Source organism: Xanthomonas sp. WHRI 6108, from assembly GCF_040202385.2.
GTDB classification, from domain to species: domain Bacteria; phylum Pseudomonadota; class Gammaproteobacteria; order Xanthomonadales; family Xanthomonadaceae; genus Xanthomonas; species Xanthomonas arboricola.
This window is the reverse complement of the sequence record NZ_CP168198.1, coordinates 1,673,108-1,696,372: the sequence shown is the minus strand read 5'-3', so window position 1 is coordinate 1,696,372 and position 23,265 is coordinate 1,673,108. Positions and strand designations below refer to the sequence as shown.

21 protein-coding genes and 1 other RNA gene are annotated in these 23,265 nt (G+C 66.1%); 6 read left to right on the top strand and 16 right to left on the bottom strand.

The window, feature by feature from the left end:
* Positions 1 to 155 precede the first annotated feature (155 nt).
* From dnaK to hrcA, 3 genes are all read right to left on the bottom strand, one after another.
* Positions 156 to 2,081, bottom strand: coding sequence for a molecular chaperone DnaK (gene dnaK / locus ABQ039_RS07315; protein ID WP_016901561.1), 1,926 nt, complete (start codon positions 2,079 to 2,081; stop codon positions 156 to 158).
* 142 nt (positions 2,082 to 2,223) lie between these two features.
* The gene (gene grpE / locus ABQ039_RS07310) at positions 2,224 to 2,742 is read right to left on the bottom strand and encodes a nucleotide exchange factor GrpE (RefSeq protein WP_010366360.1); all 519 of its coding nucleotides are present in this window, start codon (positions 2,740 to 2,742) and stop codon (positions 2,224 to 2,226) included.
* A 99-nt stretch (positions 2,743 to 2,841) separates the two neighbouring features.
* On the bottom strand, positions 2,842 to 3,894 hold the full coding sequence (hrcA, locus tag ABQ039_RS07305; protein ID WP_024939315.1) for a heat-inducible transcriptional repressor HrcA: 1,053 nt from the start codon (positions 3,892 to 3,894) through the stop codon (positions 2,842 to 2,844).
* A 116-nt stretch (positions 3,895 to 4,010) separates the two neighbouring features.
* On the opposite strand from hrcA, the gene recN reads away from it, so the two are divergent.
* Positions 4,011 to 5,675, top strand: coding sequence for a DNA repair protein RecN (gene recN / locus ABQ039_RS07300; protein WP_104623292.1), 1,665 nt, complete (start codon positions 4,011 to 4,013; stop codon positions 5,673 to 5,675).
* Positions 5,676 to 5,785: 110 nt separating this feature from the next.
* Here recN and fur read toward each other — a convergent pair whose 3' ends face one another.
* Positions 5,786 to 6,196, bottom strand: a complete 411-nt coding sequence (fur, locus tag ABQ039_RS07295; RefSeq protein WP_016901564.1) for a ferric iron uptake transcriptional regulator — start codon at positions 6,194 to 6,196, stop codon at positions 5,786 to 5,788.
* 104 nt (positions 6,197 to 6,300) lie between these two features.
* On the opposite strand from fur, the gene ABQ039_RS07290 reads away from it, so the two are divergent.
* Entirely contained in the window at positions 6,301 to 6,696 is a 396-nt protein-coding gene (locus ABQ039_RS07290; RefSeq protein WP_039528130.1) for an outer membrane protein assembly factor BamE, read from the top strand.
* 276 nt (positions 6,697 to 6,972) lie between these two features.
* Here the strand turns inward: ABQ039_RS07290 and ABQ039_RS07285 are convergent, their stop codons facing one another.
* The gene (locus tag ABQ039_RS07285; RefSeq protein ID WP_016901566.1) at positions 6,973 to 7,248 is read right to left on the bottom strand and encodes an RnfH family protein; all 276 of its coding nucleotides are present in this window, start codon (positions 7,246 to 7,248) and stop codon (positions 6,973 to 6,975) included.
* Between the two features lie 2 nt (positions 7,249 to 7,250).
* Positions 7,251 to 7,682, bottom strand: coding sequence for a type II toxin-antitoxin system RatA family toxin (locus ABQ039_RS07280; RefSeq protein ID WP_184610792.1), 432 nt, complete (start codon positions 7,680 to 7,682; stop codon positions 7,251 to 7,253).
* A gap of 60 nt (positions 7,683 to 7,742) precedes the next feature.
* Between ABQ039_RS07280 and smpB the strand changes: the two genes are divergently transcribed.
* Positions 7,743 to 8,246 (top strand): SsrA-binding protein SmpB, encoded by a 504-nt coding sequence (gene smpB / locus ABQ039_RS07275; protein ID WP_006449452.1) that lies wholly within the window; start codon positions 7,743 to 7,745, stop codon positions 8,244 to 8,246.
* A gap of 142 nt (positions 8,247 to 8,388) precedes the next feature.
* Here the strand turns inward: smpB and ABQ039_RS07270 are convergent, their stop codons facing one another.
* On the bottom strand, positions 8,389 to 10,845 hold the full coding sequence (locus ABQ039_RS07270; RefSeq protein WP_184610794.1) for a S8 family peptidase: 2,457 nt from the start codon (positions 10,843 to 10,845) through the stop codon (positions 8,389 to 8,391).
* A 133-nt stretch (positions 10,846 to 10,978) separates the two neighbouring features.
* Here ABQ039_RS07270 and ssrA point away from each other — a divergent pair.
* Positions 10,979 to 11,375, top strand: a transfer-messenger RNA (tmRNA) gene (gene ssrA, locus ABQ039_RS07265).
* Between the two features lie 187 nt (positions 11,376 to 11,562).
* Here ssrA and ABQ039_RS07260 read toward each other — a convergent pair.
* Both ABQ039_RS07260 and ABQ039_RS07255 read right to left on the bottom strand, forming a co-directional pair.
* Positions 11,563 to 11,733 (bottom strand): hypothetical protein, encoded by a 171-nt coding sequence (locus ABQ039_RS07260; protein ID WP_181097723.1) that lies wholly within the window; start codon positions 11,731 to 11,733, stop codon positions 11,563 to 11,565.
* 107 nt (positions 11,734 to 11,840) lie between these two features.
* Entirely contained in the window at positions 11,841 to 12,086 is a 246-nt protein-coding gene (locus tag ABQ039_RS07255) for a hypothetical protein (RefSeq protein WP_054592675.1), read from the bottom strand.
* 155 nt (positions 12,087 to 12,241) lie between these two features.
* On the opposite strand from ABQ039_RS07255, the gene ABQ039_RS07250 reads away from it, so the two are divergent.
* Positions 12,242 to 13,939 carry a GGDEF domain-containing protein gene (locus ABQ039_RS07250; protein WP_184610911.1) on the top strand — a complete coding sequence of 566 codons (1,698 nt, stop codon included), beginning with the start codon at positions 12,242 to 12,244 and terminating at the stop codon, positions 13,937 to 13,939.
* A 97-nt stretch (positions 13,940 to 14,036) separates the two neighbouring features.
* Here the strand turns inward: ABQ039_RS07250 and ABQ039_RS07245 are convergent, their stop codons facing one another.
* On the bottom strand, positions 14,037 to 14,342 hold the full coding sequence (locus ABQ039_RS07245; protein ID WP_046342210.1) for a hypothetical protein: 306 nt from the start codon (positions 14,340 to 14,342) through the stop codon (positions 14,037 to 14,039).
* Positions 14,343 to 14,436: 94 nt separating this feature from the next.
* Here ABQ039_RS07245 and ABQ039_RS07240 point away from each other — a divergent pair, with 94 nt between their 5' ends.
* A complete protein-coding gene (locus ABQ039_RS07240) occupies positions 14,437 to 15,411 on the top strand; it encodes a GGDEF domain-containing protein (protein ID WP_065032447.1) in 975 nt (324 codons plus the stop codon).
* Positions 15,412 to 15,547: 136 nt separating this feature from the next.
* Here the strand turns inward: ABQ039_RS07240 and ABQ039_RS07235 are convergent, their stop codons facing one another.
* From ABQ039_RS07235 to ABQ039_RS07210, 6 genes are all read right to left on the bottom strand, one after another.
* The gene (locus ABQ039_RS07235; protein ID WP_046342208.1) at positions 15,548 to 16,972 is read right to left on the bottom strand and encodes an efflux transporter outer membrane subunit; all 1,425 of its coding nucleotides are present in this window, start codon (positions 16,970 to 16,972) and stop codon (positions 15,548 to 15,550) included.
* Entirely contained in the window at positions 16,966 to 17,697 is a 732-nt protein-coding gene (locus ABQ039_RS07230; protein WP_184610913.1) for an SDR family oxidoreductase, read from the bottom strand. Before ABQ039_RS07230 ends, ABQ039_RS07235 begins: the two co-directional genes overlap by 7 nt.
* A 43-nt stretch (positions 17,698 to 17,740) precedes the next feature.
* Positions 17,741 to 20,911, bottom strand: coding sequence for an efflux RND transporter permease subunit (locus ABQ039_RS07225; protein WP_065032449.1), 3,171 nt, complete (start codon positions 20,909 to 20,911; stop codon positions 17,741 to 17,743).
* A 105-nt stretch (positions 20,912 to 21,016) separates the two neighbouring features.
* A complete protein-coding gene (locus tag ABQ039_RS07220; RefSeq protein ID WP_184610915.1) occupies positions 21,017 to 22,207 on the bottom strand; it encodes an efflux RND transporter periplasmic adaptor subunit in 1,191 nt (396 codons plus the stop codon).
* The gene (locus ABQ039_RS07215; protein ID WP_184610917.1) at positions 22,204 to 22,977 is read right to left on the bottom strand and encodes an SDR family oxidoreductase; all 774 of its coding nucleotides are present in this window, start codon (positions 22,975 to 22,977) and stop codon (positions 22,204 to 22,206) included. The genes ABQ039_RS07220 and ABQ039_RS07215 overlap by 4 nt, the downstream gene beginning before the upstream one ends.
* Positions 22,974 to 23,201 (bottom strand): hypothetical protein, encoded by a 228-nt coding sequence (locus ABQ039_RS07210; RefSeq protein WP_080639618.1) that lies wholly within the window; start codon positions 23,199 to 23,201, stop codon positions 22,974 to 22,976. The genes ABQ039_RS07215 and ABQ039_RS07210 overlap by 4 nt, the downstream gene beginning before the upstream one ends.
* Positions 23,202 to 23,265: the final 64 nt, after the last annotated feature.

Here is a 23,265-nt window from a genome sequence, read left to right as displayed (position 1 = left end):
CGGTATTGGGGATTCGTGATTTGAGATTCGTTGAAACGCAAAAGCGGACAGCATGCGCTGGTCCGCCTTGGCGACGCGACGCGTAAAGGATATCGGGATGGGGATCGGCAGCTTTAGCGGCTGCCAATCCCCACTCCCGACTCCCAAATCACGGCTTACTTCTTGTCGTCCTTGACCTCGGTGAACTCGGCGTCCACCACGTCGTCGGCGGCCTTGGAGGCCTGCGCGTTGCCGCTGGCCGCATCGGCGTTGCCGCCCTGCTCTGCCGCGGCGGCGGCGGCGTACAGCGACTGGCCGGCTTCTTCCAGGGTCTTGCTGCGGGCCTCGATCTGCGCCTTGTCGTCGCTCTTCATGGCGGTTTCCAGATCCGACAGCGCCGCTTCCACCTTGCCGATCACATCGCCACCGACCTTGCTGCCATGCTCGGTGATCGCGGTGCGGGTGGCGTGGATCAGGCCATCGGCCTGGTTACGGGCCTGCACCAGTTCCTGGAACTTCTTGTCTTCCTCGCGGTTGGCTTCCGCGTCGGCGACCATGCGCTGGATCTCTTCGTCCGACAGACCCGAACCGGCCTTGATCTCGACCTTCTGTTCCTTGTTGGTCTTCTTGTCCTTGGCCGACACGTGCAGGATGCCGTTGGCGTCGATGTCGAAGGACACTTCCACCTGCGGCATGCCGCGTGGCGCCGGCTCGATGCCGGACAGGTCGAACTTGGCCAGCGACTTGTTGAAGCGGGCCTGCTCGCGCTCACCCTGCAGCACGTGCACGGTCACGGCCGACTGGTTGTCCTCGGCGGTGGAGAAGGTCTGCGAGGCCTTGGTCGGGATGGTGGTGTTCTTTTCGATGATCTTGGTGAACACGCCGCCCATGGTTTCGATACCCAGCGACAGCGGGGTCACGTCCAGCAGCAGCACGTCCTTGACGTCGCCGGCCAGCACGCCGCCCTGGATCGCAGCGCCCACGGCCACGGCTTCGTCCGGGTTGACGTCCTTGCGCGGTTCCTTGCCGAAGAAATCGGCAACCGCCTGCTGCACCTTCGGCATGCGGGTCTGACCGCCGACCAGGATCACTTCGTTGATGTCGCTGGCGCGCAGGCCGGCATCGTTCAACGCGGTGCGGCACGGCTCGATCGACTTCTTGACCAGGTCTTCCACCAGCGCTTCGAGCTTGGCACGGGTCAGCTTGATGTTGAGGTGCTTCGGGCCCGAGGCATCGGCGGTGACGTACGGCAGGTTCACTTCGGTCTGCTGGCTGGTCGACAGCTCGATCTTGGCGCGCTCTGCGGCGTCCTTCAGGCGCTGCAGTGCCAACGGATCCTTGCGCAGATCGATGCCCTGATCCTTGTTGAATTCGTCGACCAGGTACTCGATGACGCGGTTGTCGAAGTCTTCGCCGCCCAGGAAGGTGTCGCCGTTGGTGGCCAGCACTTCGAACTGCTTCTCGCCATCGACTTCGGCGATTTCGATGATCGACACGTCGAAGGTACCGCCGCCCAGGTCGTACACGGCGATCTTGCGGTCGCCGCCGTTCTTGTCCAGGCCATAGGCCAGGGCGGCCGCGGTCGGCTCGTTGATGATGCGCTTGACGTCCAGACCGGCGATGCGGCCGGCGTCCTTGGTGGCCTGACGCTGGCTGTCGTTGAAGTAGGCCGGCACCGTGATCACGGCCTCGGTGACCTTCTCGCCCAGGAAGTCCTCGGCGGTCTTCTTCATCTTTTCCAGCACGCGCGCAGAGATTTCCTGCGGCGCCATGCGCTTGCCATCGCTGGTCTGCACCCAGGCATCGCCGTTGTCGTGGGCAAGAATGCCGTACGGCACGTGCGAGATGTCCTTCTGCACTTCGGCGTCGGTGAACTTGCGGCCAATCAGGCGCTTCACCGCGTAGAAGGTGTTCTTCGGGTTGGTCACCGCCTGGCGCTTGGCCGAGGCACCCACCAGCACTTCGCCGTCCTTGGTGTAGGCGACGATCGAAGGCGTGGTGCGGTCGCCCTCGGAATTTTCGATGACGCGGGCCTTGCCGCCGTCCATGATCGACACGCACGAGTTCGTGGTGCCGAGGTCAATACCAATGATCTTGCCCATGGATACGCTCCTGATGATTCTGTAGCTGTGTCCGGCGACGCCGGGTCTGGCTGAGATGTGGGGGTGGTGCGCAGGTGTTCAAGCCACCTGCACGAATCTGCGTTTCGCGCATGTGCCCGGCAGTTCAGCCGGGCGCTGCGGTTCAGTCGTGCTTGGCCACGACCACCAGGGCCGGGCGCAGCAGACGCTCGTTGAGCAGATAGCCTTTCTGGAACACCTGCACCACGTGGCCCGGGGCGATGCCCTCGGCCTCGCCCTGGCTGATCGCCTGGTGCTGGTCCGGGTTGAACGGCTGGCCGACCGGGTCGAGCAGGGTCAGGCCGTTGTCGGCCGCGACCTTGAGCAACTGCTTGTAGGTCATGTCCAGGCCATCGCGCAGCGGGCTGGGTTCGGTGCCGGCCGCGGTCAGGCCGGCGTCCAGGCTGTCGAACACCGGCAGCAGCTCGCCCAGCAGCTTCTCGTTGGCGAACTTGCGTGCATTCTCGACGTCGCGGGCGATGCGCTTGCGCTGGTTTTCCAGATCGGCCCGCTCGCGCAGGGCATCGGCCTTGACCAGCGCAATCTCGCTGCGCAGCGACTCGATCTCGGCCTTGAGCGGATCGGTCTCGGGTGGGTTCTGGGACAGGTCTTCGGAGTCGAATTCGGGGTGGTCTTGGTTCATGTGCAGTTCCCGGGCAAGCGGAACGCCCGCCCCAACGTCACCCCGTATGTGGGCGCGCGCGCGCGTTTCAAGCAAAACGATCGTATCGATCGCTGCCGCTTATCGCGTGCCGGGCGGTTCCATGGCCGCGCCCAGCACCTGGGCGGCGGTCTGGACCAGCGGAATCACCCGGTCGTAGGCCATGCGTTTGGGCCCGATCACGCCCAGCACGCCCAGCACCTGGCCATTGGCGGCATACGGCGCGGTGACCAGCGAGACATCGTCCAGCGACAGCATGCCGGTCTCTTCGCCGATGAAGATGCGCACGCCCGGCGCCTGGATGGTGCGTTCGAGCAGCTGCAGGATCTCGCGCTTGCTGGCGAAGGCCTCGAACAGCTCGCGCAGCCGGTCCAGGTCCGACAGGTCCTGCACGCCCATCAGGCGGGTCTGCCCGGCCATCACCATGTCGTCGGCGTCGGCCGGCACCAGCGCCTCGCTGGCCAGATCCACGCTGTGCGCCAGCAGCTGCTCCATCTCGTTCTTGGCCATGCGCAGCTCGCGCAGCAGCGAGGCGCGGATGTCCGACAGCGCGCGCCCGGCAAATTGCGCATTGAGGTAATTGGCCACCCGCTCCAGCTCGGCCGGCTCGTAGGCCCGGCGCGGCTCGATCACCCGGTTCTGCACCTCGTTGTCGGCAAACACCAGGATCGCCAGCACCCGGCGCGCGTCCAGCGCCACGAAGTCGATATGCCGGAACGCGAACTGCTCGCGCCGCGGCGCACTGACCACGCCGACGAAATGGCTCATCGCCGACAGCATCTGCGAGGCGCTGCCCAGCAGCGACTGGGTGCCGTTGCCGCTGGCAAGCTCCGCGCGCAGGCGGCGCACTTCTTCCTCGCCGGGCGGCTGCATCTGCACCAGGCTGTCGACGAACACCCGGTAACCGTGCGCGGTGGGCACCCGCCCGGCCGAGGTATGCGGAGAGCTGAGCAGCCCCACATCCTCCAGGTCGGCCAGGATGTTGCGGATGGTGGCCGGGCTGACGTCCAGCCCGGCGTGCTGGGCCAGCGTCTTGGAGCCGACCGGCTCGCCATCGCGGATATAGCGGGCAATCAGCGTCCGCAGCAGTTGGCGTGCGCGGGGATCGAGCGTTGGGGACTGTGACGCGCGCATGGGATCATCCGGTGAGACTGGGCATAGATAATGTCTGGCCCTGCGGTTGGCAAGCGTCTTATTCCCTGCCCGCCGCTCCCACCCTAAGCTTCCCCAAAGCGTTCACACTCGATCCCATGCTCAGACACCTCTCCATCAAGGATTTCGCCGTCGTCCGCGCCACCGAACTGGAATTCGGGCCAGGCATGACCGTGGTTTCCGGCGAAACCGGCGCCGGCAAGTCGCTGATGGTGGACGCACTGGGCTTCCTGTCCGGGCTGCGCGCCGACAGCGGCGTGGTCCGCCACGGTGCCGACCGCGCCGAACTGTCGGCCGAATTCCAGCTGCCGGCCCAGCACCCGGGCCTGACCTGGCTGTCGGACAACGAACTCGACGACGACGCGCAATGCCAGCTGCGCCGGATCATCCGTGCCGATGGCGGCTCGCGTGCCTGGATCAACGGCCGCCCGGTGACCTCTTCGCAACTGGCGGAGCTGGCCTCGCGGCTGGTGGAGATTCACGGCCAGCACGAACACCAGGCCTTGATGGCCCGCCACAGCCAGCTCGCCCTGCTCGACGCCTACGCCCGCAACGGCGCGCAGCGCGAGCAGGTGCGCCAGGCCAGCCAGCGCTGGCAGGCCCTGCTGGACGAACGCGATGCGCTGTCCGCGCAGGGCGATGTCTCCGACCGCATCGGCTTTCTGGAACACCAGCTCAGCGAACTGGAACGCGAGGACCTGGACCCGGCCGCGATCGCCGCGCTGGACGTCAATCATCGCCGCCAGGCGCACGCCACCGCATTGATCGGCGCCTGCGACAGCGTGGCCCTGCAGCTCAACGGCGACGACGGCGCCTCCGCACTGGGCCTGCTGCAGGACAGCCGCCACGACCTCGCGCGCGTGGCCGAGCACGAGCCACGCCTGGGCGAGGTCGATGCACTGCTGGACAGCGCGGTCATCCAGATCGAGGAGGCGCTGGCCCTGCTCGACCGCGTGCGCGACGACCTGGAGGCCGACCCGGCCCAGTTCGAGGCGATGGAGCGCCGGCTCGGCCGCCTGCACGATCTGGCCCGCAAGCACCGCGTCACCCCGGACGAACTGGCCGCCCAGCGCGACCGCATGAGCCTGGAAGTGGAAAGCCTGCGCGGCGCCGACGAGCGCCTGCAGCAGCTGGACAAGCATATCGAGGCGGCGATCGGCGTCTGGCGCGGTGCGGCCAGCAGCCTCAGCGCCAGCCGCACCACCGCTGCCGAGGCCTTGTCGGCCGCCACCACCACGCTGATCGGCGAGCTGGGCATGGGCGGCGGGCAGTTCCTGATCCAGCTGCAGCCCCAGGACACCCTGCGCCCGGACCCCAACGGCGCCGAGCGGGTGGAATTCCTGGTCGCCGCCAACGCCGGGCAGCCGCCGCGCGCGTTGCGCAAGGTCGCCTCCGGCGGCGAGCTGTCACGGATTTCGCTGGCGATCGAGGTCGCCGCGCTCGGGCTGGACAGCGTGCCGACCATGGTCTTCGACGAAGTGGATTCCGGCATCGGCGGCGCGGTGGCCGACATCGTGGGGCAAAAACTGCGCGCCCTGGGCGAAGAGCGCCAGGTGCTGTGCGTGACCCACTTGCCGCAGGTGGCCGCCAAGGGCCACGCGCACTATCGGGTCAGCAAGGCGCCGGTGGACGGCATGACCCAGAGCGCGGTCGAACTGCTCGGCCCGCAGGCGCGCCAGGAAGAGCTGGCGCGCATGCTGGGCGGGGTGGAAGTCAGCAAGGAAGCCCGCGCGGCGGCACGCAAGCTGCTGCAAAGCGCCTGAGCCGCCGGGCGCTGTCTCGGCCGCCATCGGTTGCCTAGGCAGCCGATGGCGGCAAACGCACAAGGCGGCCGAAGCCGCCTTGTCGTTGCCGCACTACCACCAGCTTGCCGTCAGCGCGGACGCTTCTTGCGCACGTACAGCACCAGCGAGTGCTCTTCCAGCTCGTAGCCATGCTGGGCGGCGATCTGCCGCTGCAAGGCCTCAATCTCTTCGCTCTCGAACTCGATCACGTGGCCGGTATCCACGTCGACCATATGGTCGTGATGGCCGCCGCGATCCAGCTCATAAACCGCCTGGCCGCCTTCGAAATTGTGCTTCAGCACCAGACCGGCGGCCTCGAACTGGGTCAGCACCCGATACACCGTGGCCAGACCGATTTCGTCGCCATGATCGAGCAGCTGCCGGTAGATGTCTTCTGCGCTGAGGTGGTGCTGGTTGCTCTTCTGCTCGAGCAACTCCAGGATCCGCATCCGCGGATGGGTCACCTTGAGCCCGACTTTGCGCAGGTCGTGGGTTTCCATATGTTCTCCGTTCATTGGCGATTTAGCGCCAGCTGCCATCAAACGGGTCGCGGCGACCGGCGGGAGTGTATCATCGGCGTGATTTCCTCAGCACTTAATCCCCGATGCGTAATCTCCTGCTGGTCGCCGCCGTTGCTCTCTCCACCGCTGGCTGCGGCATCATCTACAAGCAGCCGATCTACCAGGGCAATCTGATCAAACAGAATGCCGTGGAGCAACTGCAGGTAGGCCAGAGCAAGCAGCAGGTCAGCGCGTTGCTGGGTACCCCCTCGATCCCCGATCCATTCCATTCGCAGCGCTGGGACTACACCTCCACCCAGCGCGTGGACCGTCTGGCGCGCACCGAGATCAAGAACTTCACCGTGTTCTTCGAAAACGAGCAGGTCGTTCGCTGGGAAGGCGATTATTTCCCCTCGCAGGACGAGCAACTGGCCAAGTCGGCACCCAAGCAGTTCGGTCGCAATCTGGCCCGCGACAAGAAAAAGCAGCGCGGCCGTTGATGCGCTCGGTCGCGCACTGCGCGATCGCCTGAGTGTCGCCGCACCAGAAAACGCATCCGTTTGAACGGATGCGTTTTTTATTTGCCTGGTCGCAGAGACGTGTTCGGTCAGGAACTGCAGCGCTGATCTGGATATCGACATCCGCGGTTTTCCGTCAGCCGTCTTGCGGCGACAGGCGCCTGCCCAAGCCACAGGCTGCGCTCGCTAGTCCAGATCATTCAACAGAAGAGCTCGCTGTTGCGCACGGCGCACATGCATCGCAGTGCCGGCCCACAGCTATCCGTTGGGACCGGCCTTTTTGCTCGGTCCGGCACGGCGACGCCGTGCCTCCTTCGGATCCAGCAGCAGCGGCCTGAGCAATTCGACCCGGTCGCCGTCGCGCAGCACCTGATCCGCGCGTGCAATCAGCCCATGGATCGCCTGCGCGGCAGGCGGTCGATCCGGTGCCAGACCGGAGGCGGCAATCGCCTCGGCGACGGTGGCGCCCTCGGCCAGCTCCAGCGATACCGAACTGCAGCGGTCCGGCCAGGCCAGCACGACGTCGACCCGCATGCTCAGACGTCGCCGCGATCGGCGACCCGCACGAAATCGTTGACCATGCGGTCGGCCAGGCCTTGAAAGCCCAGCGCCAGCGCCGGACCCAACAGCCGCGAGCTGGTTTCCACTTCCAGGGTCAGGCTGACCTTGCAGGCGTTCTCGCCCAGCGACTGAAACTCCCACAGGCCTTCCAGGCGCTTGAACGGCCCGTCGCGCAGATGCATGACGATGCGCTGCGGACGTTCGAGCACGTTTTCGGTGGTGAACCAGGTGCGGAACGACCCCAACCCCAGATCCAGCCGCGCCACGATATGCGCCTGGTCCTGTTCAAGCACCTGCGCAGCATCGCACCAGCCGAAACGGCTCGGATAGGCGGCAACATCATTGACCAGATCGAACATGCGGGTGGCGCTGTGTTCGACCAGGGCGCTGCGACGGATGGTAGGCATTCGCTAACTTGTGAAAGACAGAAGATCGTTTGATGACGCCGAATCGGCGACAATGGCGGCATGAGCAAGAAACCAGCCAAGGATAAAGCAAACGGCGCGACGGCCACGAAAACCATCGCGCTGAACAAGCGTGCGCGCCATGAATACCACCTGGAAGAGCGCTACGAAGCCGGCCTGGCCCTGCAGGGCTGGGAGGTCAAGGCGATCCGCGCCGGCCGCGCCAACATCATCGATGGCTACGCCTATGTGCGCTCCGGCGAGATCTTCCTGATCGGCGCGCAGATTACCCCGCTGATCCAGGCCTCCAGCCACACCGTGCCGGTGGAACGCCGCGACCGCAAGCTGCTGCTGCACCGCCGGGAAATCGACAAGGTGCTGAGCAGCGTCGAACGCGACGGCTACACCCTGGTGCCGACAGCGCTGTACTGGAGCAACAACAAGGTCAAGCTGGAAATCGCGCTGGCCAAGGGCAAGCAGAACCACGACAAGCGCGACGCCGCCAAGGACCGTGACTGGCAACGCGACAAGCAGCGCGTGATGCGGCGGCATAACCGGGATGCGTGAGTAGCCGGGATTGGGGATTCGGCATTGGGGATTGGTAAAGGCAAAGCCATTCGCAGCCGGCGTTTGCATGGCTCTCGGCCCCGGCGAGCAACGCGGCGCGTAGAACCCATGCTCTTGCGAATCCCCAATTCCTAATCCCGAATCACGTCGCTCCAAGCATCCGCATCAAATTCGGCACTCCCCTGCCCTGCACATAGCGATCGCGTTGCAGGTCGGTGCTGGTGTCCAGCATCAGCTGCTTGACCCGATCCGGGAAGCCGATGAACTCGCGGCGGGCGGAGAGGAAGCCGGCCAGCACGCCGGAGACGTGCGGTGCGGCCATGCTGGTGCCGCTCATCTCCACCATCAGGCTGGCCGGATCTTTCGGGTCGAAATCGTAATAGGCCGACAGGATCTTTTCGCCCGGCGCCACGACATCCGGCTTGCCGCGCCCATCGGCGGTCGGTCCGCGCGACGAAAAATACGACACGCCGTAATTGTGCGGGCTGCTCTTGTGCACCGAGCCGACCACGATGGCATCCTCCAGATTGCCCGGGTCGCTGATCGACAGATCCATGTTGGCCGGATACGCATCGCCGTCGTTGCGCATCAACCAGGCCAGGCCTTCGTTGCCGGCGGCCACCACCACCAGCACGCCTTGCCGCCATAGCCGCCGCAACTCGTTGCACAGCGGCGTAAAACCGCAGCCGTAGCTCTCCGGATCGAAGTAACCGCCCAGGCTCAGATTGACGCCATGGATGACCAGCTCGCCGGCGCGCTCGTTGATCGCTGCCACCTGCTGCACCGCCTTGATCATCCAGGAATCACGGCCGTTGCCGGCATCGTCCAGCACCTTGAACCCGTACAGCTGGGTGTCCGGCGCCATGCCGGCGAACTCCAACGGTTTGCCCGGGTTGCCCTGCGCGTCGGGAATCACCGCGCGGCTATGGCCGGCGATGATCCCGGCGATATGGGTGCCGTGCCCGTGCCGATCCAGCCGAGCGAAGGCATCGCCGTCGGCGCGCGTCAATCGCCTGGCTGCACCCCGCCGCGTGCAATCCCATTGCGCGACCACCGTGTCGCGCTCCCCCTTTACGAAGAAATGCGGGTGACTGGCTGCGATACCGGTGTCCAGCACCGCCCAGCCGATCTGTTGCCCGCGCGCGCGATACGCGGTGCGCGCCGCATCGGCATGCAGGACGTTGCCGGACACGTTGATCAACGCGCGCTTGCCGGCATCGCGCCACACGCGCCGGAATCCCAGCGCGCGGTAGCGGTCCTGCAGCGATTCGATCTCGAACCGCGTCAGCCGCGCCGACACGAACCGCTGCAAGCCATCTTCCAGCTCGATCGCCTCGTCCAGCGCATCGCCGCTCAAGCCGGTGGTCGCTGCAGCCGTCTGGCGCAACTGCGCCAACAGCAGCGCACGCGTGGCGGCCGGGTCGTCGCCCAGCAACCGGCGATCCAGCTCGATCAGCACTTCGTGCCGATACTCGGCGCCATGCGCTTCCAACTGCTCGCTGAGATCCTTGATCAGCACCGCGTTGGAGACCGGTTGATCGAAGCCGACGCCCACCGCTTCGCGCACCGCCGCGCGCACCTGCGGAATCGACAGATAGCCCGAGCCCGAATGCGCGTTGTGCTGCCAGTCCGGATTCAGGCGCGCGCCCGCGAGGTTTTCGAAACGCCCCTTGGCATTGGCGATGTCGTCGCCGAGATCCGGATCCAGCGCGATCGGGTCGCGCGTATCGGCCACGTTGATCCATCGCCGCACGCACGCGGGAAAGGGCAGCTTGCGCGTGCCGGTCCAGCGCTTGAACATGCTGCGCACCTGCGGCAGGCCCAAGGGCGAGCCCAGGGTCAGGAACAGACTGACCTCGCACTCGGCCGCCTGGAGCTGGCGCAACACGTCAAAGGCGATCATCGATCCCTGGCTGTGCGCCACCACCACAAACGGCCCGCCCCCCGAACGCAACCGCTGCATCAGGCTCTCGCGCATCAACGCCGCACGCTCGGGCACGAAGAACAAATCGTGCACGTCCTGCAGCAGCGCGGCGGAGATCAGCCGCAGCAGCACGCGGTTGATCGCATCGATCGGACCCTTGGCCTGCACCTGGCCCGCCGCCGGCATCGCGGGCGCGGCATCCAGTTCGTCCAGCAAGCGGTGCAGATCGACACGCTCTTGCTCGCTCTGCGCCAACGCATCGGCGAGCAGATGCAGATCCTGCTCGCCTGGCACCAGCCCAAGCGTGCTCAAGGCGCGCTGCACGCTCTGATTGAGCGCCGGGCCGACATCGCGTGCGTCGCAGTTACCGGGTTCGGCAACCGGATAGCGCTCGCGATTGACCCAGTACGCCAGGCGCGTGCGCTCGCCCATCGGCCGCCCGAACAAGGCCTTGTCCCACTGACAGCGCAGCACCTCGGCCGGCGGCTTGTTGCCGATGCCATGGATGTAGATCACAGTGCGCGCCTTGCCCTGCACGCGCGTCAGTACGGTGTCCTGCGCCTGCTGCTGCGCAGCCTTGGCTGCGCGTCGAGGCCTGGGGGCGTCGACGCCCGATGCGCGTTTGCGGGGCGTGCTGCGTGCCTGCCGTGGACCTGGGGGCTTGCCTGTCGCCATCGTTTGGCTCCTTGATTACCAGACTTTTCCGTCCGATAGGACTGAAGCCACTGTAAGCGCTGCACGTCTCACCACTTGTGACAGGGCGCTCCGATCCCTACACTGACCAGGTCAGCGTTTTGATGCTTTCCCCGGGGGTGCACTGGTTTCGACGGGGGTCGCGAAGTCGCTTGGCGCATGCCGAGGGGGCAGCTTTCCTCGTTAATCCAGCAGCAAACTTTTAGTTGCCAACGATGACAACTACGGTTCGGACTTCGCTATCGCCGCTTAATTGGCTTTAGTTGTAGTTCTACAGCCGCCTTAGGCGAACCCCCGAACCTACTTGTGCCCGTGCTCGTAGGTGTAGGGTCATTATCACGGAACCATCGGTAGTGGCTGCCTGTCAGCTACCGGTTAGATAAAGCAGGCTGGTTTCCAGGTGCGCTTTGCCAACCGTGCTGCCTGGGAATGAGATCTAACGGAGGGCTAAGCATGTAGTGCTGGGGATGGAGTGCTTCCGGACGGCGGTTCGATTCCGCCCACCTCCACCAAACAACGGTCCTAAGACGACCGACTAAGGCCGGGACTCCTCGATGCAGAGGGCTTCCGGCCTTTTTCATGGGCGATACCCTGCCGTGGTGACGCATGATCGGCAGCGACATGGCGCTGACAGAATGCCGCATCGCGTCTCGCCCGACAGCCCCTGCATCGCAGACGGCGGCGGGCTTACCTGCTGAGTCAATTAGTGACGTGGGCGGTCTGTTCGGTGCATTCGGCGGATGCGGCTGCGACGACGTTGTCCGCGTCATGCGCAGGCACTGCATCGCCACGCAGTTGATCGAATAGCGCGAGCAGTTCGGTGGCTTCCTGCTGCAGCAGGGCCAGGGCACTTTTGTTGGGCTCTTGCATGTCGCTTCCGTCCAAGACGCTCCCCAGCGTTGTTCAGGGCTGGAAGCAAACCGTATGCCAGCTGGTGCGGTGCCGGCGTGGTCGATGCGACCGGGCACGCATGCCGCTTACGCGGACTCGAGCTGCCGCTGCGCTTCGGCATGCATCGCTTCCAGCGTCACCATGCCGGCAACCCGGGCGGCGGCCATGGCGCTGCGGTGGTCGGGAAACGTGGCAGACAGGGCGCTGCCCGCCAGGTCGCCGGCGCTGGCCCCAATCTGGGCGATCTGCCAGTCGGCGACCCAGCCGCGGCTGGGGCCATCGCCCTGGGCAGCGCGACAGGTCAATCGATAGCTACCAAGGAAAATGACCACTCTGTTGCCCGGCTCGGTGACGAGCATGAAGGATACCGTCGTGCCGGCGCCGGAGCGACCTCAAGCCCGTCCCGCAGCTGACTGGCAAGCGAAGTGGAGCATGGGCACGCGACTTGCATCAGCCTCAACCAGACAATCGATGTCAGGGGAACACGGTGTTAACCAGGAACGCAAAACGTCACGCCGCCGGCGCCTTGTTGCTTGGCGGGGTGATCTTCGTCCTGATCGGGGTGGGCGGTTATTTCACCACGCAGCGCTCGCTGGCCGATGCCGGCTGGGTGACGCATACGCAGGAAGTGATCGCCAGCATCGACGAGATCCAGGCCGGGATGCTGTCGGCAGAGTCGTCGGTGCGTGGCTATGTGCTGACCGACAACGAAGCGTTTCTCGGGGTGTACGCCGATGCGATCGGGCGGCTTCCCGAGCGCATCGTGCGGCTGGATGCCCTGGTGCAGGACAACCCGGTGCAGCGGCGCAACGTCGTGGCGCTCGGACGCCTGGTGGACATGCGCCTGGTCCAGATCAATGACCTGTTGCACAGCTATCGCAAGCAGGGCCTGGATGGCGCGCGCGCCTCGATCGCACGCGGCGTGTTCCAGACCTCGTCGTCGCTGCGCCGCCAGGTGCAGACCATGACGGAACTGGAGCGCCAGCAACTGGTGAAGCGTACCGACACCAATGCGCGCAGCGCGCAGTGGGTGCTGTGGGTGACGGTGGTCGGGATTTTCAGCGGCTTGCTGGTGATGTTGCTGGCCTACCGGTTGCTGTCGCGCGAACTGGAACGGCGCGTGCTCGCCGAAGACGCGGCCAGCACGACCAGCGAACGCCTGATCGAATCGTTCGCCACGCTCGAACGCACGTCGGCCGGGCTGGAGGCGCTGGCACGTTACTCGGGCCTGCTGCAGAACTGCCGCAATGCCGAGGAAGCGCTGGAAATCACCGCCCGCACGATCGCTCCGCTGATCCCGGGCGCGGCCGGCGCGGTCTATTTGCTGCGCGCCTCGCGCGATCGTGCCGAACAGGTGGTGGCCTGGGGCACGATGGCCGACGACGACAGCGCCAGCATCGCCCCGGACACGTGCTGGGCCTTGCGCCGCGACCGCACGCATGTGGTGGAAGACGCCAGCCAGGGCATGCTCTGCCAACACGTCGGCGCCAATCTTCCGGCGCATGCGAGCACCGCCTGCATCCCGCTATCGGCTCAGGGCACGCAACTGGGGATGCTGGCGCTACGCAGCGAGGATCCGCGCGATCTGGCCTCGTTGACCGTGGCCGAGGCCGCAGCCGAACAACTATCGCTGGCGTTGCACAACCTGCGCCTGCGCGAGACGCTGCGCCAGCAATCCATTCGCGATCCGTTGACCGGTCTGTACAACCGCCGTTATCTCGAAGAAGCGCTCAATCACGAACTGGCGCGCTGCACGCGGCGGGCCCTCCCCTTGTCGGTGCTGATGCTGGACGTGGACCACTTCAAGCAGTTCAACGATCTGCACGGCCACAGCGGCGGCGACCGCGTGCTGGCGGCGATCGGCGAATTCCTGCTGGCGCAGACGCGCGGCGAAGACATCTGCTGCCGCTATGGCGGCGAGGAGTTGACGATCATCCTGCCGGAAGTGGATCTGGCGACCGCCTGCAGGATGGCCGAGAAGCTGCGTGCCGGCATCGAAACGCTGCAGGTGATGGCCGATGGCGTGTCGTTGCCGAAAGTCAGCGCCTCCTTCGGTGCGGCCAGCTTTCCCCAACATGCGGGCAATATGGCGCAGTTGCTGCGTCGCGCGGACGAGGCGCTGTACCGCGCCAAGCAGGCCGGACGCAATCAGGTAGTGAGTGCGGGCACCGCAGCCGCAGGCTGAGACATGCCGTTATCAGATTGGACCTGCGTCTGCGGGCATACCGATGCGCCACGCGCGCCCGCAATGCAGGCATTGCACCAACCGCGCACAGCGGGCATCAAGCGCAACTGCGCCCATCCGCATCGGTTGGAATCAGGCCGGCACCCGCCAGCATGTTGTCGACGCGGGTCCGCACATAGGCCGCGTCCTCGGCCGCGGCACTGCTGAGCACGGCCTGGGCACGCGCCTGGAAATCGAGATAGTCGAAATCCGCGTCTTCGTCGGCCGATAGCTGCGGCAGTTCGTCCTGCAGCGCGTCCAGGCGCATGTCGAGTTCTTCGCGTGTGGGCATGGCAGACTCCGACGGCAAAGACGCTACGGTTGCGGCACGGCCGTCAAGGATGTGCGAAGCCCGACCCGGCAACGCTTCATTTTCCGACCCGCTGCCGCGGCGCGTGCACGCTCAACTTTCGCAAGGCTCCGCCGATAATGATGCCGACTCCTATAGAACCTTCCCTGTGATCCTCCACCTGCGGCGGGATTTCCGTCTCGGCATCGTCAAGATGCTGGGGCCGATCACCGCGCTGTTGCTTTGCCTCTATGCGGTGTACCTGGCCATTACCGGTCAGGCGCTGGCCTGCCTGATCACCGCATCGCTCGGTGTGCTTGCGATATGGCGTGGCTGGAAGATGCGCGATGCAGAGCGCACCGGCGCTGGCGGCGTGTGGCTGGCCTCGATCAATGTGGGCGGCTGTCTGGTGGCCTGCTGGACCGGCGGCGATGGCGCCCTGCCCTGGCTGTTTCCGGTGCTGGCCACCAATTACTTCCTGTGCGGCCCGCAACGCGCCGTGCTGCTGAGCCTGCCGCTGCTGGCGGCGCTGCTGCTGTTGCCGGGCCTGATCGTCAGCCCCGGCCAGGGCGTGTCGACGGTCGTGGTGACGCTGGTGACGCTGGCGGTGGGGTATGCGTTCTCGCTGCGCATGCAGGACGACCGCGTGCATCTGGAAGAGCTGGCCTCGCTGGATGCGCTGACCGGCCTGCCCAACCGGCGCATGCTCGAGCGTGCGCTCACCCATCAGATCGACCGACGCCAGCCGAATGAACGGCTCAACAGCCTGATCATTCTGGATCTGGACCATTTCAAGGAGGTCAATGATCTCTACGGGCATGCCGCAGGCGACGCCGCGTTGTCGGATCTGGCCACGATCCTGCGCTTCGAAGTGCGCGAGCCACACCAGGTGTTCCGCTTCGGCGGCGAAGAATTCGTGGTGCTGTTGCGTGCCGGCTCCCTGCAGGAACTGGAAGCTGCCACCGAGCGCCTGCGCAAGGTGATCCGCAACGGGCTGCGTGGCCCGGGTGGGCGGATCACGGTGTCGCTGGGCGCGGCCCGCCATGACGGCGAAACGCATTGGCAGGACTGGTTTTCGCGTGCCGATGCGGCGCTGTATCTGGCCAAGAACGGCGGCCGCGACAGCGTGCGGGTTGCCGACTGAGCGCAGCCCTCGTGTGATCGGCCGGTCGGCAGGCGTTCCGACGGTCGCCCGGAATCCAGCCGCCGTATCGGCCGACGAAGCGTTGGCGCAGCCGGGTGCCTGCAGGACGACCTGACGGCCGCCCTGCAGGCCTGCCTCACCGATTGAGCACGGCCACCGGTGCCGCAGGTGCTTCGCCCTGCTTCCAGCCGCCCAGCGCCTTGTACACACCGACCACGCCGACATTCACCGCGGCCTCGGCCTGCGCCAACGCATCGTCGGCGGCCAGCTGGGTGCGTTGCGCGTCCAGCAGGGTCAGGAAGTCTTCCGAGCCCTCGCGGTAGCGGATCTGCGCCAGTTGTTCGGCACGTCGCGCCGCATTGGCCTGCTCCACCACGATCGCCAGGCGTGCCTGCTGGCGGCCGTAGCCGATCAAGGCGTTCTCGGTGTCTTCCAGCGCCAGCAACACGGTCTGCTGGTATTGCGCCAACGCACCGTCGGCCTGCGCCTTGCTGGCACGCAGGCGGGCACGCACGGTGCCAAAGTCGAATGCCGCCCAGCTGATCGACGGGGTGATCGACCAGGCCTTGCCGCTGCCCTCGGTCAGCCTGGCCGCGTCGCCGGACAGGAAGCCGACAAAGCCGCTGACGCTGATGCGCGGGAACAGATCCGCGGTGGCCACGCCGACCTGCGCGGTGGCCGCTGCCAGGCGACGTTCGGCGCTGCGCACGTCCGGGCGCTGACGCAGCAATCCGGCGGTATCGCCCAAGGGCAACGCACGTGCGAACGCCGGCGTGGTGCGCGCCACCAGGGTGGCGTCCAGGGCATTGGGCGCCTGGCCGAGCAGCACCGCCAGGCGATGGCGGTACTGCGCCTCGGCGGTTTCCAGCAACGGAATGTCCGCCTCGATCGCCTTCAGGCGCGCCAGGCTGCTCTGCACATCCAGTTCGCTGCCGGCGCCCAGGTCCCAACGCGTCTGCGTCAGCCGCTGGGTGTCGTGCAGGTTGGTCAGCGTGCGCTTGGACACCTCCAGCTGCTTTTGCGTACCGCGCAACTCGAAGTAGTTGCGCGCCACTTCGGCAGCGACGGTGACCTGCACGTCGAGCAGGCCGGCCTGCTCGGCTTCCAGATCCGCACGTGCCGCTTCCGAGGCGCGCCGCTGGCGGCCGAACAGGTCCAGCTCCCAGGCCGCATCCAGACCCAGGGTGGTCTGCTCGGTGAGGAAGCGCTGGTTGCCGGCAACCACCTGCTGTTGTTCGCGTCGATCGAAGCTGCCCTGCGCGGTGATGTGCGGGGCCTGGTCGAGGCGACGCTCGACGAACACCGCGCGTGCCTGCTTGACGCGCGACACGGCGATGCGCAGATCGTGGTTGGCGAACAAGGCATCGCGCACCAGTTGTTCCAGCACCGGGTCGTCGAACTGCGACCACCAGTTACCGACCGGCGATTCGCCGCTGAAGGCCGCATCCTGCGCGCCCTGCAAGGTCACCGCGGCCGGCGGGTCGGGCCGGTAATCCGGCCCCACCGCGCAGCCGCTGAGCACCAGCGCGGCCAGTGCCACGCTCAGAAAGGTTCTTACCATGGCAACACTTCTCCCAGATGCGTAAAGCTGCCGGTGGCGCCGTGCGCGTCGAGCAATGCCATCTGCACGCTGCTGTGCGCGCCCTGCTCCACCTCAATCTCGCCGCCGCCACCGTTCATGTCGGTTTTGACGTAGCCCGGATGCACGGTGTTGACCTTGATGGCGGTGTCGCGCAGCTCATGGGCAAGGTGCACCGTCCAGCTGTTGACCGCGCTCTTGGAGGCGTCGTAGGCGGGAATCTTGAAGTCGTAGATCGGCGAAGCGGGCTGGGTATGCAGGGTCAGCGAGCCGAGCATGCTGGACACATTGACGATGCGCCCGGCCAGCGAGCGACGCAGCAGCGGCAGGAACGCCTTGGTGACGCTGACGACCGCGAACAGGTTGGTGTCGAAGGTGCGCTTCCACACCTCCAGGCTCTGCTGCGACGGCGTGCGCTGCATGTCCTCGATCATGATGCCGGCGTTGTTGATCAGGATGTCCAGGTGGCCATGACGCTGCTCCACCGTGCCGACTGCCGCAGCGATGCTGATGTCGTCGTTGACGTCGAGCTGGATGGCTTCCACCGGCAGGCCTTCGGCCTGCAGCTTGAGTGCGGCGGCGACGGCATCGTCGCGCTTGCGCCCGGCCAGCAGCGTATGCACGCCGGCCTGGGCCAGTTGCCGAACGGTTTCCAGGCCGATGCCGCGGGTGGCGCCGGTGACCAATGCGATCTTGTGGTTGCTCATTTCAATGTCCTTGTGCTGCGAATGGGGATTGGGGACGACGCACTCACGCCTTGACGTGATCGTGCGCAACGGTGGCCGGTGCAGCGGGTTCGCGACGGGTGACCCACTTGCGCAGCGCAACGTAGAACACCGGGGTCAGGAACAGGCCGAACAAGGTCACACCGAGCATGCCGGCGAACACGGTGATGCCGGTGACCGAGCGCACTTCGGCGCCGGCGCCATGCCCGAACACCAGCGGCACGGTGCCGGCGATGAAGGCGATGGAGGTCATTACGATCGGACGCAGACGCAGGCGGCAGGCTTCGAGCGCGGCCTCGACGATGCCCTTGCCGTGCATTTCGAGTTCGCGGGCGAACTCCACGATCAGGATCGCGTTCTTGCATGCCAGGCCCATCAGCACCACCAACCCCACCTGCACGAACACGTTGTTGTCGCCGCCGGTGAGCCACACGCCGAACAAGGCCGACAGCAAGGTCATCGGCACGATCAGGATCACCGCCAGCGGCAGCGTCCAGCTCTCGTACAACGCAGCCAGCACCAGGAACGCCAGTAACACCGCCATCGGGAACACGATCAACGCCGAGTTGCCCTGGGTGGATTGCTGATAGCTCAGGTCGGTCCACTCGATGTTCATGCCGTTGGGCAACACCTTGGGCGCCATGCCGGACAGCGTCTGCATCGCCTGGGTGGAGGAGAGCACGCGCGGGTCCGCTTCACCGATCAGGTCGGCGGCCGGGTAGCCGTTGTAGCGGATCACCGGATCCGGGCCGTAGGTCTGGCCCAGCGTGACCATGCTGCCGATCGGCACCATCTGCCCGCGATCGTTGCGGGTGCGCAGGTTGGCGATGTCTTCGACGCTGTCGCGGAACTGTCCGTCGGCCTGGGCGATCACCTGATAGGTGCGACCGAAGCGATTGAAGTCGTTGATGTAGGACGAACCCAGATAGGTCTGCAAGGTGTCGAACAGGTTGGTCAGCGGCACGCCCTGCGCCTTGGCCTTGTCGCGATCGACCTTGGCGTCGAGCTGCGGCACATTGGCCTGATACGTGCCGATCGGGAACTGCATGCCCGGCGTCTGCGAGATCGCACCGGACATCGCATTGACCGCACTCTGCAACTGGCCATAGCCCAGACCGGCGCGATCCTGGATGTACAGCGAGTAGCCCGAGCCCTGCCCCAGGCCCAGGATCGGCGGCGGCATGAACGCAAACGCAAAGCCCTGCTGGATCTGGCTGATGCGGGCGTTGATCTCCGCGTTGATCTGCGCCGCAGTGCGGCTGCGCTGGCTGAACGGCTTGAGCGTCAGGAACACCGTGCCGGTATTGGGCGTGTTGGTGAACTGCAGCGGGTTCAGGCCCGGGAACGCAATCGCGTGGTCCACGCCTTCGGTCTGCAGCGCGATCTGGGTGATCTGACGGATCACTTCGTTGGTGCGTTCCAGCGAGGCGCCTTCCGGCAACTTGGTACCGGCAATCAGGTACAGCTTGTCCTGGGTCGGAATGAAGCCGCCCGGCACCACCTTGAACATGAAGCCGGTGACCACCAGCAGCAGCACATACACCGCGAACACCGCGCCACGCTTGCCCAAGGTGCGCGAGACCGCGCCCTGGTACTTGTGCGAACTGCTGTTGAAGAAGCGATTGAACGGACGGAACAACCAGCCGAACAAGCGATCGATCAACCGCGACGGGCCATCCTTCGGTGCGTCATGCGGCTTGAGCAGCATGGCGGCCAGTGCCGGCGACAGGGTCAGCGAATTGATCGCCGAAATCACCGTGGAAATGGCGATGGTCACCGCGAACTGCTTGTAGAACTGGCCGGTCACGCCCGACAGGAACGCCATCGGCACGAACACCGCGCACAGTACCAGCGCGATGGCGATGATCGGCCCGGACACTTCGCGCATCGCCTGATGCGCAGCAGCCAACGGGGCCAGCCCTTCTTCGATGTTGCGCTCGACGTTTTCCACCACCACGATCGCATCGTCGACCACGATGCCGATCGCCAGTACCAGGCCGAACAGGCTCAGCGTGTTGATCGAAAAACCCAGCAGATAGAGTGCGGCGAACGTACCGACCACCGACACCGGCACCGCCAGCAACGGAATGATCGAGGCGCGCCAGGTCTGCAGGAACAGGATCACCACCAGCACCACCAGCAGCACCGCTTCCAGCAGCGTGTGCACCACCGCGCTGATCGAGTCGCGCACGAACACGGTCGGGTCGTACGCAGCCGACCACGCCATGTCCTGCGGGAACTGCTTTTCCAGCTCGGCCATCTTGGCGCGCACCGCATCGGACAATTCGATCGCGTTGGCACCCGGCGACTGGAACACGCCCATGCCCACCGCGTTCTTGTTGTCCAGCTGCGAGCGCAGGGTGTAGTTGCCCGCACCCAGTTCCAGACGCGCCACATCCGACAGGCGCACGATCTCGCCGCTGTTGCCGCTGCGGATCACGATGTTGCCGAACTCTTCTTCGGTGGTCAGGCGGCCCTGCGCATTGATCGACAGCAGGAAGTCGCTCTTGTTGGGCATCGGCTCGGCACCGAGCTGGCCGGCGGAAACCTGCACGTTCTGCTCGCGGATGGCCGCCACAACGTCGCTGGCGGTCAGCCCGCGCGCGGCGACCTTGTCCGGATCCAGCCAGATGCGCATGGCGTAATCGCCGGCACCGAAGATCTGGATCTGGCCCACGCCCGGCAGGCGCGACAGTTCGTCCTTGACCTTCAAGGTGGCGTAGTTGCTCAGGTACAGCGAGTCGTACTTGCCCTTGGGCGAGGTCAGATGCACGACCATGGTCAGCGTCGGCGACTGCTTCTGCGTGGTCACGCCCTGGCGCCGTACGTCCTCGGGCAGACGCGCCTGCGCCTGACTGACGCGGTTCTGCACCTGCACCTGCGCCTGGTCCGGATCGGTGCCCGGCTTGAAGGTCACGGTGACCACCAGCACGCCATCGGAGCCGGCGACCGACTTCATGTACATCATGTCTTCCACGCCGTTGATGGCTTCCTCAAGCGGCGTGGCGACGGTCTCGGCGATGACCTTGGGATTGGCGCCCGGATACACCGCACGCACCTGCACGCTCGGCGGTACCACTTCCGGGTACTCGCTGATGGGCAGCAGCGGCATGGCGATCAGGCCGGCAGCGAAGATGATGATCGACAGCACCGCGGCAAAGATCGGCCGGTCGATGAAAAAACGGGAAAAGTCCATTGGGGTGGTCCTGAAAGAGGTTGCCGCCGGGTGGCGGCGCGGCACAGCGGCCCCGGACCGGCCTTGTTTCAAGGCCGGTGGTCACGGGTGCGATGCAGCGATGAATCAGTTCGACGCGGTGCGCTTGTCCGGTGCGGTGGCCATGGCCACGGTCTTGGCATCGACCGGCATGCCAGGCATGAAGATCTTCTGCACGCCATCGACCACCACGCGGTCGCCAGCGGCCAGTCCCTTGCGCACGATGCGCAGGCCGTCGGCATTGCGGCCCAGCTCGATGTCGCGCCGTTGCGCCTTGCCGTCCTTGTCGACCACGTACACGTACTTGCGGTCCTGATCGGTCAGCACGGCCTTTTCGTCGACCAGCATGGCCTTGAACTGGCCGCTGCCCAGCAACTGCACGTGTGCATACAGGCCCGGCGTGAACTGGCGTTGCGCGTTGTCCAGCACCGCGCGCACGCGGATGGTGCCGGTGCTGCGGGTCACCTGGTTATCCAGGAAATCCACGCGCCCGGTATGCGGGAAGCCCTGCTCGCCGACCAGGCCGATGCGCACCGGCAACTCGCCGCCGCGCGCATCCGGACGCTCGCCGTTGCGCGCCATCTGCGAATAACGCAGGAAGGTGCCTTCGTCGGCATCGAAGTACACGAACACCTTGTCCAGCGACACCAGCGTGGTCAGCACGCTGGCACTGTCGCTGGCGGTGACCAGATTGCCGGCGGTGACCATCGCACGCCCGGCGCGGCCATCGATCGGCGCACGCACGCGGGTCCAGTCCAGGTTGAGCTTGGCGGTATCCAGCGCGGCCTGCGCGGCCAGCAGATCGGCATCGGCCTGATCGGCGGCAGCGCGGCGCTGCTCCCAGGTCTCGGTCGAAATGGCCTGCTGGTCGGACAATTTGCGGGCACGTGCCGCTTCGCTGCGGGCCAGCGTGGACTGCGTGCGTGCACGCACCAGCGCGGCGTTGGCGCGCGCGAATTCGGCACGGTAGCTGCGGTCGTCGATGCTGAAGAGCACATCGCCCTTCTTCACTTCGGCGCCTTCGACGTAGTTGACCTTGTCGATGTAGCCGGACACGCGCGGGCGTAGTTCGACGCTTTCCACCGGCTCGATGCGGCCGCTGAATTCGTCCCACTGGCTGATCTCCTTCAGCAACACCGGGGCGACGCTGACGCTGGGCGGTGGCGGCGCGCCGGTCTCGGCAGCCTTGCTGCCGCAACCAGCCAGCACAACCGCGAGTACGGTGCCCGTCAATACAGTACGCAAGGGAAAACGGAACGGGGTGGCGTTCGGGGTCATGGGGAAATCTCTCGGGTGGGGATGGGAAAATGCAGACCGGCGAGCCGGTCGGCCGATGGAGCGGCATGCAGGCGACGGCTGACGGTCACGATGGCTTGCCCGGGCTGGCCAGGCCCGGCGATCAGCGAGACTGCGGCACGGCCGACATCCACGGCGCGGATCCATTCCGGACACGCATCCTTGGCACGGCCCGGCGTACACACCGGCTGCTCGACCGACAGCAGGTGCACGCGGACGCCGAACGGCTTGGCTTCCTCGTGCAGGACCTGGGCGAGCATGCGGGTGGCGGCAGCGGCGATCGAGGTATCGCCATGCGCGGCCCAGGCACGCAGCGCGCAGGGGCTGCCCAGCAACAGGTAGCGACCGCCGCCCTCGGCCTCGGCCAGCAGCGGCAGCAGATGCCGCGCGGCCGCCAGGTGCGGCAGCACGTCGCGCTCGATGCGGCGACGCAGCGCGGTGACCGGGCGGTCCAGCAGGCGGCCGGCCTTGAGCGGGCTGCCCACGCTGGCGATCACCGCCGCCAGCGGACGCGGGCGCTGGGCCAGCTCGCCGGCCAGCGCCTGCGCCGAGGCGTCGTCGGCGACCGAGCCCTGCAAGGTCTCCAGCAGCGGTGTGTGGCCATGCTGCGCGCGCAGCGCGTCGAGCTTGGCGGCGTCGCGTCCAATCACCAGCACCGGCATCCGGGCCTCGAGCAAGGCGGCGACGATACCGGCGCCGACATTGCCCGCGCCGCCAATGACGGCCGTCTCGGATTGGACCATCCCGGTCATGGGACTTTCACTCCCGACATCGGGACAATTCCGCGCTGCGCCAGACGCGCCGACAGTCCAGTCCGCTGTGTCGGAGCGCCGCCAGCCTGACGCCGGGGCGATGTCGAAAAAGCGCGCGAAACGCCGGCACGCGGGCTTCTCGCCGTGGAAACCACTGGATCGAAGGCACCTTCGATGGCGCTACGCGATGTCGACGACAAGCCGAAAACATTGCACAACCACATGGCCGTGCTCCTGCATGGAGGGGATGCCGCATAAGTTAGGCCCCAAACCAGCACTTGATTAGTC